We start from the raw sequence: 13,358 nt of genomic DNA, 5'->3' as shown, positions 1-13,358 counted from the left end.
TGCGGTGCCGGCGAGCGCGACCCGGCAGGCCGCCGATATGGCGATCGCAAGGCTGGCGGCGGATTTCATCGATGACCACGCGTCTGTGTTTATCGGCGCCGGAGTCATCACGCACAAGCTCTTGCCCTTGCTTGCCGACCGCTCGAACCTGGCGCTGACGCTCAACGACATTTCAATGGTGCCGACCGTCCAGCGTTTCGTGCGTTGCGAGCTGCGGCTTTCCGGCGGCTCGCTCGATGACGATTCCACCGTGCTGCTCGGTCCTGACGCGGAGCGATCGTTGTCGGCTTTGTCGCTGGATCTGGTAGTGCTCGAAGCGATGGGTTTTGATCGCGAAGGCAATCTGCTGTGCGCCGATCCGCGTCTTGCCGACGTGTACAAGGCGGCGTTGAAGAACGCGAAACGGATTGTCGTTGTTGCGTATCAGCCCGCGCTGCAAGGTGAGGGCAAGATGTTTTGTCACGTAAGCCGCCTGGGCGGACTGGTCCTCGATGACGCCATCGACCCGCCCACGCTCGATCTGATTCTCAAGGCCGGACTCGATGTGAACCGGCGGGAAGAAGGGATTCTCGAATTTCGTAATCAGCAACCCTAAACAATATCTGGAGACACGTTCATGTTTCGTCGTTCCGTCCTGGCCGTTCTTGTCACCGCTGTCGCTGCAACCGCCGCCCACGCCGCCGATGTGAAGATTGGCGCATCGCTGCTTACGCAACAGCATCCGTTCTACGTCGAACTCGCCAACGCAATGAAAGCGGAAGCCGCGAAGGATCACGCGCAAATCGATATTGCAATTGCAAACCAGGATCTGAGCAAGCAGATCGCCGACGTGCAGGATTTCGTCACGAAGAAGGTCGATGTGATCGTGATCTCGCCGGTCGATTCGAAGGGCGTGAAAGCCGCCGTGCTGACGGCCGAGAAGGCCGGCATTCCAGTCATCACCGTCGATATCAGCGCGGCAGGCGTCGAGGTTGCATCGCATATCGCGACCGATAACTACGCCGGCGGCTTGCAAGCCGGCGCGCTGATGTGCAAGGTGCTGGGCGGCAAGGGCAAGGTCGGCGTGATCGATTACCCGACGATCCAGTCCGTGATCGACCGCGTGACGGGCTTCAAGAAAGCGCTCGCCGCATGCCCGGACGTGAAGATCGTCGCAATCCAGCCGGGCATCACGCGTGCCGATGCATTGAGCGCGGCGCAGAACATGTTGCAGGCGAACCCCGATCTCGCTGGCATCTTCGGTTTTGGCGATGACGCTGCAATGGCTGCAGCGGTCGCAGGGAAATCGGCGGGAAACAAGGTGAAGGTGATCGGCTTCGACGGCATGCCGGAAGCGCGCGCAGCGGTCGATAAGAACCCGAACTTCGTTGGCGTGATCCGTCAGTATCCGGACAAGATGGGTGCGCTCGCAGTGGACACGGCCGTCAAGGTCGCGGCCAAGCAAGCGGTGCCGAAGCTGCAGCCGGTTACGCCCGGGCAGTATCTGAACGCGTCGGTGAAATGAATACCGTCTTGAAACCTCGCGATGCCGTGCGGTTTCCCACGCCGTTGCTCGAGCTGCGCGGCATCGCGAAATCGTTCGGTCCGGTCGAGGCGATCAAGGACGTGTCCCTCGCCATCTTGCCGGGCCGCGTGCATACGCTGCTCGGTGAGAACGGCGCGGGCAAGTCGACGCTGATGAAGATTCTCGCGGGCGTTCACGCGCCCACGCGTGGCGAGATCCTGATGAATGACGCACCTGTTACGTTCGCTACGCCCGGCGAATCGCAGAAGGCGGGCATTGCGATCATCTATCAGGAACTGAGTCTCGCGAAGAATCTGAGCGTTGCCGAAAACATGTTCGCGGGGCACGAGCCACGGCGTTTTGGCGTGGTCGATTTCAAGCGCTTGTATGCTCAAGCCCAGGTCCTGCTCGATGACCTCGGTATCGATATCGAGGCAACCGCACCCGTGTCACGCCTGTCGATGGCGCAGCGTCAGCTCGTGGAAATCGCGAAGGCGCTGAGCCGCGACGCATCGCTCGTGATCATGGACGAACCCACGTCGTCGCTGAGCGATCGTGAAGCGGAGATCCTGTTTCATATCGTCACGAAGCTGACGGCGAAGGGCGCGGCGGTCGTCTATATCTCGCACCGCATGGACGAGATCATGCGCATCTCCGATGACATCTCGGTGATGCGCGACGGCCGTTACATCGCGACGTTGCAGAAGGATCAGACGACCATTGGCGCATTGATCGCGATGATGGTCGGCCGCGAAATGAGCGATGTTTATCCACGACGGGAAACGCCTTATGTGCGGCCATCGTTGCCGTTGCTGAAGGTCGGCAACCTGACGCTGCCTGGCCAGTTCGAGAACATCAGCTTCGAGATCCACGCGGGCGAGATCCTCGGTTTCTTCGGCTTGATCGGCGCGGGGAGATCGGATGTGATGAAGGCGCTGTTCGGCATCGGCCGGCCGAGCGGCGAGATCACGATGAGCGGCAAGCGTTTGAAGTTGCGCAATCCGGCCCACGCCATTCGCGAAGGCATTGCGTTCGTCACTGAAGACCGCAAGCACGAGGGTCTCGTGCTGATGCACTCCATAGCCAACAACGTGACGATGGCGAGTTTCGAGGAACACGGTTCGCGCTTCGGCATCCTGAACCGCCGCTTCGAACGCGAAGAAACCGCGAACGCCATCGCGCGCATGAACATCCGCGCATCGGGACCATTCCAGGCCGTTGGAAACTTGAGTGGCGGCAACCAGCAGAAAGTCGTGTTCTCGAAATGGCTGGCGCGCAAACCGAAAGTCCTGATCCTCGATGAACCCACGCGCGGCGTCGATGTCGGCGCGAAGTTCGAAATCTATCGCGTGATTCGCGAGCTCGCCGCAAGCGGGACCGCGATCATCCTCGTTTCATCGGAATTGCCGGAAGCACTTGCCATGAGCGACCGGCTCGTCGTGATGCGCGAAAAACGCATCGTCCATGAGTTCAACGCTCAAGGTCCGACGCAGGAAGAAGTCATGTCGTACGCAACAGGAGCCACAACAGCATGAACCCGAGCCAACTCAGCGGCGGCGCAGCACCGCGCCGTTCGCACGCAAGCGGCGCGTTCAATCGCGCGCTCAGGCATTACGGCGGCATTGTCGTCGGGCTGATCGTCTTGTGCGGATTTTTCTGGGCGCTGTCGCCCAACTTCATGTCCGTGAATAATCTGCTGAATGTCGTGATGCAGGTGTCCATCATCGCGATACTCGGCTTCGGCATGACCTACGTGCTGCTGCTCGGCGATATCGACTTGTCGGTCGGTGCGACGATGGCGCTGGTCGGTACCGTCTGTGCGTTCGCGCTGGAGCATGGTGCATCGCCGTTCCTTGCCGTGCTCGCCGCCATGGGCACCGGGCTCGTTCTCGGGGCCATCAACGGCTCGCTTTCGGCGTTGCTCACGATTCCGTCGTTCATTGTCACCGTCGCCACCATGGGTGTGTTTCGCGGTTTCGCGTATCTGACGTCGAACGGTGTGCCGATTTCCATCGACAACGACGCCTTCGCTTTCCTAGGCAACGGCGCGGTGCTCGGCATTCCGCTGCCCATCTGGATTCTCGCGGTATTGCTGCTGTTGAATCACTTCGTGCTCTCGCGTACCGTGTTCGGACGCAAGGCGTACCTGGCAGGCGGCAATCGCGAGGCGGCGCTGTATTCGGGTATCGATGTGAACCGTCTGCGGATCATGATCTTCATGATCTCGGGTCTGCTTGCGAGCATTGGCGGCGTGCTGATGACATCGCGGCTTTACTCGGCGCAGCCGAACGCGGGTATTGGTTATGAACTCGATGCCATTGCCGCAGCCGTGCTCGGCGGCACGAGTCTCTCGGGCGGTTATGGAACGATCACCGGAACGCTGATCGGCGCGCTGATCATCGGCGTCATCAACAACGGCATGAACCTGTTGAGCGTTCCCTATTTCTATCAACTCATCGTGAAAGGCATCGTGATTCTGGTCGCGGTGTGTATCGATGTTCAAACGAAGAAACGTCATGCCTAATTCAAACGGTGTTCCCTCGAAGGCCGGCACCATCGTCGCGATGGGCGAGATCCTGGTCGAGATCATGGCCACGAAGATCGGCCAGCGTTTCAGCGAACCGGGCACGCTGATCGGCCCTTTTGCCAGCGGCGCGCCGGCGATCTTTATCGATCAGGTGGCGAAGCTCGGCAGCCCCTGCGCCATGATTGGTTGCGTGGGCGACGACGACTTCGGCGTGCTCAACGTCGAACGCCTACGGACCGACGGGGTGGACGTTTCCGGCATCGCCGTGCTTAAAGACGCGACCACGGGCAGCGCGTTCGTGACGTACCGCGAAGACGGCGATCGCGATTTCATCTACAACATCACGAACAGTGCGTCGGCGCAGTTGTCGGTGGCGAACTTGCGCGAAGACCTGCTCGCCAACTGCGGCAACTTCCACGTGATGGGGTCGTCACTGTTCTCGTTCAGGATCATCGAAGCCATGAAGCAGGCTATCGAAACGGTGAAGAAGAACGGCGGCACGGTGAGTTTCGATCCGAACATCCGCAAGGAAATGCTGCGGATTCCGGAAATGCGCGATGCGCTCGACTTCATCCTCGATTACACCGACGTCTTCCTGCCAAGCGGTCATGAAGTGACGTTGCTCGCGAGCGCAACGTCGGAGCGTGGGGCGATCGACGAGCTGCTCAAGCGCGGCGTGAAGGAAGTGGTGGTGAAGCGCGGTGCGGAAGGCTGCAGTTTCTTCGATGCCAACGGCGAGACGCATCGCCCGGCGTTCAAAGTCGAAGAACTCGATCCGACGGGCGCGGGCGATTGCTTCGGCGCGACGTACATCAGTTGCCGCGCCCAAGGCATGGACGTGGAGGCGGCGCTCAAATATGCGAGCGCAAGCGGGGCGCGGGCGGTCGGCGTGAAAGGCCCGATGGAAGGCACAGCGACCTTCGCCGAGCTCGACGCGTTTTTTAAAACAGCCACGGAGTAATGTCATGAATTCGATCGTCTCGCGCTTGAGCAATGCGCATCCCGCTTCGGCATGGCTTGCCGGCATCTATTCGATTTGTTCCGCGCATCCGTGGGTGCTGGAAGCGGCCATGCGGCAGGCGCTGGAAGACGGCACGCCGTTGCTGATTGAATCGACATCGAATCAGGTCGACCAGTACGGCGGCTACACGGGCATGAAGCCCGCCGATTTCGTGGAGTTCGTGCGCTCGATTGCAGAGCGTGTCGGCTTCCCGCATGAGCATCTGATTCTCGGCGGCGATCATCTCGGACCGAACGCATGGCGTCATTTGCCGGCTGAAGAAGCCATGAAACGCGCCGATGCGTTGATCGATGCGTATGCATCGGCGGGATTCACGAAGATTCACCTCGATACCAGCATGGCTTGCGCCGATGATCCCGAGCGTTTGTCGGACGCAGTTGTGGCCTCGCGCGCCGCGCGTTTGTGCGCGGTGGCCGAAGCGGCCGTAAAGCGCGCGAGTCTCAGCGTAAGCCCGGTGTATGTGATCGGCACGGAAGTGCCGGTGCCCGGCGGCGCGGCCGAAGAACTTGAGATCGTTGAACCGACATCGCGCGCAGCCGCAATTGAAACGGCTGCGGTCCACAAGAAGGCGTGGGAAGAGCAGGGCGTAGAGGACACGTGGCCGCGCGTGATCGCGCTGGTCGTGCAGCCGGGCGTGGAATTCGATCACACGAAGGTGATCGACTATGTGCCGTCGCGTGCAGAGTCGTTGAAGAGCGCGCTGGACGATCTTTCCGGCATGGTTTTCGAGGCGCATTCCACCGATTACCAAACCTCCGAAGCGTTGACGGCATTGGTCCGTGATGGCTTCCGCATTCTCAAGGTTGGTCCGGGCGTGACCTTCGCGTTGCGCGAGGCGCTTTACGCGCTGGCGGACATCGAAACGCAGTTGGTCCCCGCGGACAAGCGCTCGAATCTGCGCTCAGTCGTCGAGCGTGTGATGCTCGACAAGCCAGGCAACTGGGAAAAGTATTATCACGGCGATGCCGAACAGCAGCGCGTGTTGCGCACGTACAGTTACAGCGATCGTGTGCGTTATTACTGGGCTGATTCGGAGATCACCAAAGCCGCGCAAAAGCTGCTGGATAACCTGGGCGCCTTCAAGATTCCGGAGAACCTGCTCAGCCAGTTCTTGCCGGATCAATATTGGGCAGTGCGGCGCGGTCAGTTGAAGAACGAGCCGCTCGCGCTAGTCCAGGATCGCGTGCGGCAGGTGATCAGGACTTACGCGGCGGCGTGCCGCGCGTAGCGCTTTTTAGTTGGCCGAAGCTCAGTGCTTGCCCGTGCTGCCGAAACCACCGGCGCCGCGCTCGCTCTGGGCGAAGTCATCGACAATATTGAACGTTGCCTGGACCACCGGCACGATCACCAGTTGCGCAAGGCGTTCAAGCGGGTTCAGCGTAAACGCCGTATCGCCGCGATTCCATGTCGAGATCATCAGTTGCCCCTGATAGTCCGAGTCGATCAAGCCGACCAGATTCCCGAGCACCACGCCGTGTTTGTGACCCAGGCCGGAGCGCGGCAAAATCAGCGCCGCATAACCCGGATCTTCGATATGAATTGCGAGGCCCGTGGGCACGAGCGTGGTCTGACCCGGCTCGAGCGTGATGGGTGCGTCCAGGCACGCGCGCAGATCGAGTCCGGCGCTTCCCGACGTGGCGTAGGCGGGCAAGTAATCGCGCATGCGCGCATCGAGGATCTTGATGTCGAGTTTCATGAGTTCTGTTTGTTGAGTTCGAACGCTTCAGCCAGCAGTTCATACGAGCGCAGACGCGCCTGATAACTTCCCGCCACCGTCAGCACGATCAGTTCGTCGGCATCGAAACGTTGCTGGAGTTCATGCAATTGTTCGGTCACGCGTTCCGGCGTACCGATGATGCTGCGATTCTTTTCGCGCGCAATGACGTTCAGTTCGCGCTCGCCGAACGCCTGGTTCGCCCCTTGCGCAATGGATGGAATCGGCATGTTCAGCCCATAAGCCATTTGCACGCGGCGCAGATCCACGGCGCGTTCGAGCGCGGCCGCTTCGGTTTCGGTATCGGCGCAAATCACGAATACGGCGGCGGCAAGATAAGGCTTCGACCCATTACGCGATACAAACCGTTCGCGATACGCCTCCGCCACCCGATGCCCGTATTGTGCGTTGATGAAATGCGCGAACGCGAAGCGAATTCCCAGTTGCGCTGCGAGCAAACCGCCAAAGTCGCTGGAACCGAGCATCCACAATTCAGGACGCGTTTCGATTTCAGGCTGCAGCAAAACGCCGTGCGCGAGATGATCGTCGGGGAGGGTGCCGTCGAACAAACCAACGAGTTCGCCGACCTGCTGCGGAAAAATATCGCCGCGATTGTAGTCGCCTGCGGCCACCGCCTGCGCCGTGCGCATATCGCCGCCGGGCGCGCGTCCAACGCCCAGGTCCACGCGGTTCGGGAACAGCGCTTCGAGCATCAGGAATTGCTCGGCCACCTTGAACGCGCTGTAGTAGGGCAGCATGACGCCGCCCGAACCAATGCGGATCTGCTGCGTGATGCTGCCAATGCGCGCCAGCAAAACCTCCGGACACGGATTCGATACCCCCCGCAAACCGTGATGCTCCGCGCACCAGTAACGCGTGTAGCCGAGGTCATCGGCGAGGCGCGCCAGATCGAGCGTGGCCGCGATGGCGTCGGCGGTGGTGTGGCCGTGAATGACCGGTGTTTGGTCGAGTACGGAGAGTCTGGTTGGCATGGCGGTCCATCCGGTCAAGACAGCAGCGATCCGCCGCGCGGCACACGCTTCGCAATTTCGGCGATGAGCAAACGGGCCAACAGTTTTTTATCGGCGCGCGGCAGGCGTGTAATACCCGATGCTTCGAACAGCACGACCTCGTTGTCGTCCAGACCAAACGTCAGCGGCCCGAGATTGCCGATCAGAAGCGGCACATTCTTGCGGGCGCGTTTTTCTTCGCCATGCACTTCGAGATCGCCGCTTTCCGCCGCAAAACCAACGCAATACGGCGGATTCGGCAAACGCGCGACGGTCGCGAGAATGTCCGGATTTTCGATGAACGTGAAGGTGGGCATGGCGTGGTCAGCGGCCTTCTTGATCTTGTGTTCGCTCACATGATCGACACGCCAGTCGGCGACCGCCGCCACCGCAATGAAGATGTCCGCATCGGCTGAAGCGTGCAGCACGGCGTCGTGCATCTGCTGCGCGGTCTGCACATCTTCCCGATCCACGCCCCAGGGCGTTTCCAGCGTAACCGGACCGGCGACCAGATGCACATCGGCCCCGGCCTGAGCCGCCGCACGCGCCAATGCAAAACCCATCTTGCCGGATGATCGATTGGTAATGCCGCGCACGGGATCGAGCGGTTCGAAGGTCGGGCCGGCCGTGATCAACACGCGATGCCCTTGCAGGATCTTCGGCTGGAAGAACGCGCAGATCGCTTCGAACGTAGCCGAGGGTTCCAGCATCCGGCCATCGCCCACCTCGCCGCACGCTTGTGCGCCGGAGTCCGGACCGAGCACCTGCACGCCATCGGCACGCAGTTGCGCGACGTTGCGTTGCGTCGCCGGGTTCTGCCACATCTGGCGGTTCATTGCGGGGACGACGAGCAGCGGACAATCGCGCGCCACGCACAACGTGGAGAGCAGGTCGTCGCAGTTGCCATGCGCGAGCTTCGCGATAAAGTCGGTGGACGCGGGCGCGATCACGATTGCATCGGCTTCACGCGACAAATCGATATGCGCCATGTTGTTCGCAATCCGCGCGTCCCATTGCGACGTGTAGACGGGACGCCCGGACAACGCCTGCATGGTGACAGGCGTGATGAACTGCGTGGCGGCTTCGGTCATGACGATCTGAACCGTCGCGCCGGCTTTCACCAGCAGCCGCGTGAGCTCAGCAATCTTGTAGCAAGCGATACCGCCCGACAGGCCGAGTACCAGATGCTTTCCTGCGAGTTCTGCCGTGTCCAACGCTGCCTCCAAAAAGCTCGCCGTAAGGCGGGTTACTTCGCTCCGCGCACGCGCCGCAGTTCGTCGAATACGAGCAGCACCGCGCCAATGGTGATCGCGCTGTCGGCGAGATTGAACGCCGGCCAGTGCCATCCGTTGACGTGGAAGTCCAGGAAGTCGATCACGTGCCCATAAGCCACGCGATCGATCACATTGCCAAGCGCGCCGCCCATGATCAGCGCGAGCGCCGTGCAGAACAAACGCTGCGTGCCGTGGCGCTTGAGTAAATAGACGATCACGATCGCCGCGACCATGCCGAGCGCCGTGAAACCCCAGCGCTGCCATCCGCCGGCGGCAGCCAGGAAGCTGAACGCCGCGCCCTTGTTATAGACAAGAAACAGGTTGAAGAACGGCGTAAGCGCGTGGGGTTCTGCGTAGCTGAACACCCGCGCCACAGCGATCTTCGAGAGTTGATCGAAGAGAATCACGATCAGCGACACACCCAGCCACGGCGCGAGGGAACCACTGCTTTGTTTCGACATCGTTCTTGCCATTATGCTGCGCTCCGCTTTTCGCCTTCACCGAAGAGGTTGCTGATACACCGGAAGCACAAGCCGGGATGTTCCGCCGATGCCCCCACGTCCGCCGTGTAATGCCAGCAGCGCTCGCATTTCAGATACTTCGATGCAATCACATCGACACCTTCGTCCGCTTCGCTCGCCACTTCCACGACCTGCGCCGCCGAAGTGATCAGCACGAAACTGAGGTCGTCGCCGAGACTTGCCAGCGCCTGATAACGCGCGCCGCTTGCCCGCACTTCCACTTCAGCCTGCAACGACGAACCGATCAGGTTGGCCGTGCGCGCTTCTTCCAGCGCCTTGGTGACGTCGCCGCGCGCCGAGCGGATCAGCGTCCACTTGTCGAGCAGCTCACCGGCATCCGGTACTTGCGGGTAGTCGTGATAAACCTCGGTGAAGATCGTATCGCGGCCGGGTTGCAGGACCTTGTACGCCTCTTCCGCCGTGAACGACAGATACGGCGCGACCAGGCGCAGCAAACCATGGGCGATGTGATGCAGCACCGTCTGCGCCGCGCGGCGTTCGCTCGAATCGGGCTTCATGGTGTAGAGCCGGTCCTTCAGCACATCCAGATAGAACCCGCCGAGATCTTCCGAGCAGAACGTCGCGAGCTTCGACACCACCGGATGGAACTCGAACTTCTCGTAATGCGCGAGGACATCGTCTTGCAGGTTCTGTGCGAGCGCGACGGCGTATTTATCGATCTCGAGCCATTCTCCGACCGGACGCGCGTCCTTCTCGAAGTCGAAATCGGAGAGATTGGACAAGAGAAAACGCAGCGTGTTGCGAATCCGCCGATAGGTCTCCGTCACGCGTTTCAGGATCTCTTCCGAGATCGCGAGCTCGCCGGAATAATCCGTCGATGCAATCCACAAGCGGATGATTTCCGCGCCCAGCCGGTTCGACACTTCATGCGGATCGACGCCGTTGCCGAGCGACTTCGACATCTTGCGGCCTTCGCCATCGACGGTGAAGCCGTGGGTCAACAGCGCGTTGTACGGCGGACGGCCATCGAGCATGGAAGCCGTCAGCAACGACGAATGGAACCATCCGCGATGCTGGTCCGAACCTTCCAGATACAAGTCGGCCGGGAACTGCAGCGAATCCTTGTGCGAGCCGCGCAGCACGTGCCAATGCGTCGTGCCGGAATCGAACCAGACGTCGAGCGTGTCGCGATTCTTTTCGTACATGTTGGCTTCGTCGCCGAGGAGTTCCTGGGGATCGAGCGTTTGCCATGCCTCGATGCCGCTTACCTCCACGCGCTTTGCCACTTCCTCAAGCAGTTCCAGCGTGCGCGGATGCAGATCGCCCGTTTCCTTGTGCACGAAGAACGCCATCGGCACGCCCCATTGGCGCTGACGCGAAAGCGTCCAGTCCGGGCGGTTCGCAATCATGCTGTACAGGCGCTGCTTGCCCCAGGCCGGGAAGAACGCGGTGTTCTCGATGCCTTCCAGCGCGGTCTCGCGCAGCGTGCGTGAGGTGTCGTTCGGCTTCACGTCCATGCCCGCGAACCACTGCGACGTCGCCCGATAGATGATCGGCGTCTTGTGGCGCCAGCAGTGCATGTAGCTGTGCGTGTACTTCTGGGTCTTGAGCAGCGAGTGCGCGCCGCGCAGCGCTTCGATGATCTGGTCGTTCGCTTCCCAGATCGACAGGCCGCCGAAGAGCGGCAACGACTCGATGTACCGCCCATCGCCCATCACGGGGTTGATGAAGTCGGCGTCCGTCATGCCATGTGCCTTGCACGAGATAAAGTCTTCCACGCCATATGCCGGCGACGAATGCACGATCCCCGTGCCGCTTTCCGTCGTCACATAGTCGCCGAGAAACACCGGCGCCGTGCGCTTGTAGCCCGGATGCGCCGCGCTCAGCGGATGGTGAAAACGCAGGCCGCTCAGCTTCTCGCCCGTTGTGGTAGCGATGGTCGTGCCGGTCACGCCGTATTGCTTGAGGCACTCCTCGACACGTTCTTCCGCCAGGATCAGCAGACCCTTTTCGGTATCGACGAGGCTGTAGACGATCTCCGGATGCACGTTCAGCGCCTGGTTGGCGGGAATCGTCCACGGCGTCGTGGTCCAGATCACGATGCCGCCTTCCGCCTCATTGCCACCCTTCGGCAGTTCGGTGAGTCCGAAAGCCTGCGCGGTTTTTTCCGGCTCGGCGAAGGCGAACATCACGTCGATGGTCGGATCGGTCTTGTCCTTGTATTCCACTTCCGCTTCGGCCAGCGCCGAGCCGCAATCGAAACACCAGTTCACCGGCTTCAGCCCGCGATACACATAACCCTTCTCGACGATCTTCCCCAGCGCACGGATTTCGCCCGCTTCGTTGACGAAGTTCATGGTCTTGTACGGTTTGTCCCAGTCGCCGAGAATGCCCAGCCGACGAAAACCCAGCTTCTGCTTTTCGATCTGCTCGCTCGCATATTTGCGGGCCTTTTCCATCACTTCGCGCGCCGGCAAGGACTTGCCGAACTGCTTCTCGATCTGGATTTCGATAGGCATGCCATGGCAATCCCAGCCTGGCACATAAACCGCGTCGAAGCCCGCCAGGTTGCGCGCCTTCACGATCATGTCCTTCAGGATCTTGTTCACCGCGTGGCCAAGATGGATGTCGCCATTCGCATACGGCGGGCCGTCATGCAGGATGAACTTCTTGCGGCCTTTGCTGGCGGCGCGGATCTTCTCGTAGATCTTGTTGTCCTGCCATTCCTTCACCCATTGCGGCTCGCGCTTGGGCAAATCGCCACGCATGGGAAACGGTGTATCGAGCAGGTTGACCGGATATTTCGACTGGGGCTTGGCTTCTTTCTTGTTGCTCATGAATGACTCGATATGGATTCGATGAAGCGGCGGTTCCGGACTTGGATGGCATCCGGGAACGGGCTCGAAATGCTTGAAAAGGTATCCGCGATGTGATGAGCGAGGCAGCGGGCAGCGCGTCGGGATTTGCGTCCCGGCACTACGCGCTCACCTAATTCGGTCCGTTGCCGACGTTGCGAAACCGCTGTCGCGGCCGCTTGAATTGACGTCGGCGGCGAAATACGCGCGCGCGTTTGTCACGTCGCGGGCGATGGCCGCCGTCAGGGTTTCGAGGTCCACGTACTTTTCCTCATCCCGCAGCTTTTGCAGGAATTCGATCCGCACGAGCTTGCCGTAGGCGTCGCCATGCCAGTCGAGCACGAAGGTTTCGAGCAGGACGCGGCCTGAATCATCGACGGTTGGTCGTATTCCGAGACTCGCCACGCCCGGCAGCGGCTCGGCCGCAAGTCCATGCACGCGCACGGCAAAAATCCCCGCGAGCGCCGGCCGCTTGTGCGCGATCGGGACGTTGAGCGTGGGAAAACCGAGATCGCGCCCGAGCTTTTGCCCATGGATCACGTGTCCGCTGATGACATAAGGGCGTCCGAGCGCGAGCCGGGCGGCGTCCAGGTCGCCTGCAACCAGCGATGCACGCACGCCCGAACTTGAAATGCGCGCGCCGTTCAGGTCCGCGACGGTCGCCATCTGCTCGACTTCGAAGCCGTATTTGTGTCCCGCCGCTTCGAGCGACTCGAAATCGCCGGCGCGTCTGGCGCCGTAGCGGAAATCGTCGCCGATCATCACCCAGCGCGCATGCAGCCCGTTCACGATCACATCTTCGACGAACCTGTCCGGCGACTGCGCGGCAAACGTCTTGTTGAAATGCTCGACTTCGAAGCCGTATTTGTGTCCCGCCGCTTCGAGCGACTCGAAATCGCCGGCGCGTCTGGCGCCGTAGCGGAAATCGTCGCCGATCATCACCCAGCGCGCATGCAGCCCGTTCACGATCA

At 61.0% G+C, this 13,358-nt stretch carries 12 protein-coding genes; 6 read left to right on the top strand and 6 right to left on the bottom strand.

Features of this window, described 5'->3' with window-relative positions:
* From ACRXB1_RS16290 to ACRXB1_RS16265, 6 genes are all read left to right on the top strand, one after another.
* The coding region (locus ACRXB1_RS16290; RefSeq protein ID WP_449492558.1) for a DeoR/GlpR family DNA-binding transcription regulator at positions 1-595 on the top strand (595 nt) is incomplete at its 5' end.
* Positions 596-616: 21 nt separating this feature from the next.
* Positions 617-1,504 (top strand): substrate-binding domain-containing protein, encoded by an 888-nt coding sequence (locus tag ACRXB1_RS16285; RefSeq protein ID WP_061998710.1) that lies wholly within the window; start codon positions 617-619, stop codon positions 1,502-1,504.
* Positions 1,501-3,039, top strand: coding sequence for a sugar ABC transporter ATP-binding protein (locus tag ACRXB1_RS16280; protein WP_449492557.1), 1,539 nt, complete (start codon positions 1,501-1,503; stop codon positions 3,037-3,039). Before ACRXB1_RS16285 ends, ACRXB1_RS16280 begins: the two co-directional genes overlap by 4 nt.
* A complete protein-coding gene (locus tag ACRXB1_RS16275) occupies positions 3,036-4,028 on the top strand; it encodes an ABC transporter permease (protein WP_061998712.1) in 993 nt (330 codons plus the stop codon). Before ACRXB1_RS16280 ends, ACRXB1_RS16275 begins: the two co-directional genes overlap by 4 nt.
* Positions 4,021-4,992, top strand: coding sequence for a tagatose kinase (locus ACRXB1_RS16270; RefSeq protein WP_449492556.1), 972 nt, complete (start codon positions 4,021-4,023; stop codon positions 4,990-4,992). Before ACRXB1_RS16275 ends, ACRXB1_RS16270 begins: the two co-directional genes overlap by 8 nt.
* Before the next feature lie 4 nt (positions 4,993-4,996).
* Positions 4,997-6,280: a D-tagatose-bisphosphate aldolase, class II, non-catalytic subunit gene (locus tag ACRXB1_RS16265; protein ID WP_449492555.1), complete on the top strand. Its 1,284-nt coding sequence runs from the start codon at positions 4,997-4,999 to the stop codon at positions 6,278-6,280.
* Positions 6,281-6,301: 21 nt separating this feature from the next.
* On the opposite strand, the gene dut is transcribed toward ACRXB1_RS16265, so the two are convergent.
* From dut to ACRXB1_RS16235, 6 genes are all read right to left on the bottom strand, one after another.
* Entirely contained in the window at positions 6,302-6,748 is a 447-nt protein-coding gene (gene dut, locus ACRXB1_RS16260) for a dUTP diphosphatase (RefSeq protein ID WP_061998715.1), read from the bottom strand.
* Complete coding sequence (locus tag ACRXB1_RS16255; RefSeq protein ID WP_449492554.1) at positions 6,745-7,758, bottom strand: LLM class flavin-dependent oxidoreductase; 1,014 nt, start codon at positions 7,756-7,758, stop codon at positions 6,745-6,747. Before ACRXB1_RS16255 ends, dut begins: the two co-directional genes overlap by 4 nt.
* A gap of 14 nt (positions 7,759-7,772) precedes the next feature.
* Entirely contained in the window at positions 7,773-8,990 is a 1,218-nt protein-coding gene (coaBC, locus tag ACRXB1_RS16250; protein ID WP_062170480.1) for a bifunctional phosphopantothenoylcysteine decarboxylase/phosphopantothenate--cysteine ligase CoaBC, read from the bottom strand.
* 32 nt (positions 8,991-9,022) lie between these two features.
* Positions 9,023-9,523 (bottom strand): signal peptidase II, encoded by a 501-nt coding sequence (gene lspA, locus ACRXB1_RS16245; RefSeq protein WP_449492553.1) that lies wholly within the window; start codon positions 9,521-9,523, stop codon positions 9,023-9,025.
* The gene (gene ileS, locus ACRXB1_RS16240; RefSeq protein WP_449492552.1) at positions 9,523-12,369 is read right to left on the bottom strand and encodes an isoleucine--tRNA ligase; all 2,847 of its coding nucleotides are present in this window, start codon (positions 12,367-12,369) and stop codon (positions 9,523-9,525) included. The genes lspA and ileS overlap by 1 nt, the downstream gene beginning before the upstream one ends.
* 147 nt (positions 12,370-12,516) lie before the next feature.
* The coding region (locus ACRXB1_RS16235) for a bifunctional riboflavin kinase/FAD synthetase (RefSeq protein ID WP_449492551.1) at positions 12,517-13,358 on the bottom strand (842 nt) is incomplete at its 5' end.

It is taken from the genome of Caballeronia sp. M23-90, assembly GCF_053574605.1.
Note: the sequence above shows the minus strand (reverse complement) of the source record. Positions and strands in the feature narration are given on the sequence as shown.

Bases quoted from the DNA above. Each gene is read 5' to 3' on its own strand.
- ACRXB1_RS16285 (WP_061998710.1), top strand. From the start codon at position 617: ATGTTTCGTCGTTCCGTCCTGGCCGTTCTTGTCACCGCTGTCGCTGCA.
- ACRXB1_RS16280 (WP_449492557.1), top strand. From the start codon at position 1,501: ATGAATACCGTCTTGAAACCTCGCGATGCCGTGCGGTTTCCCACGCCG.
- ACRXB1_RS16275 (WP_061998712.1), top strand. From the start codon at position 3,036: ATGAACCCGAGCCAACTCAGCGGCGGCGCAGCACCGCGCCGTTCGCAC.
- ACRXB1_RS16270 (WP_449492556.1), top strand. From the start codon at position 4,021: ATGCCTAATTCAAACGGTGTTCCCTCGAAGGCCGGCACCATCGTCGCG.
- ACRXB1_RS16265 (WP_449492555.1), top strand. From the start codon at position 4,997: ATGAATTCGATCGTCTCGCGCTTGAGCAATGCGCATCCCGCTTCGGCA.
- dut (WP_061998715.1), bottom strand. From the start codon at position 6,748: ATGAAACTCGACATCAAGATCCTCGATGCGCGCATGCGCGATTACTTG.
- ACRXB1_RS16255 (WP_449492554.1), bottom strand. From the start codon at position 7,758: ATGCCAACCAGACTCTCCGTACTCGACCAAACACCGGTCATTCACGGC.
- lspA (WP_449492553.1), bottom strand. From the start codon at position 9,523: ATGGCAAGAACGATGTCGAAACAAAGCAGTGGTTCCCTCGCGCCGTGG.
- ileS (WP_449492552.1), bottom strand. From the start codon at position 12,369: ATGAGCAACAAGAAAGAAGCCAAGCCCCAGTCGAAATATCCGGTCAAC.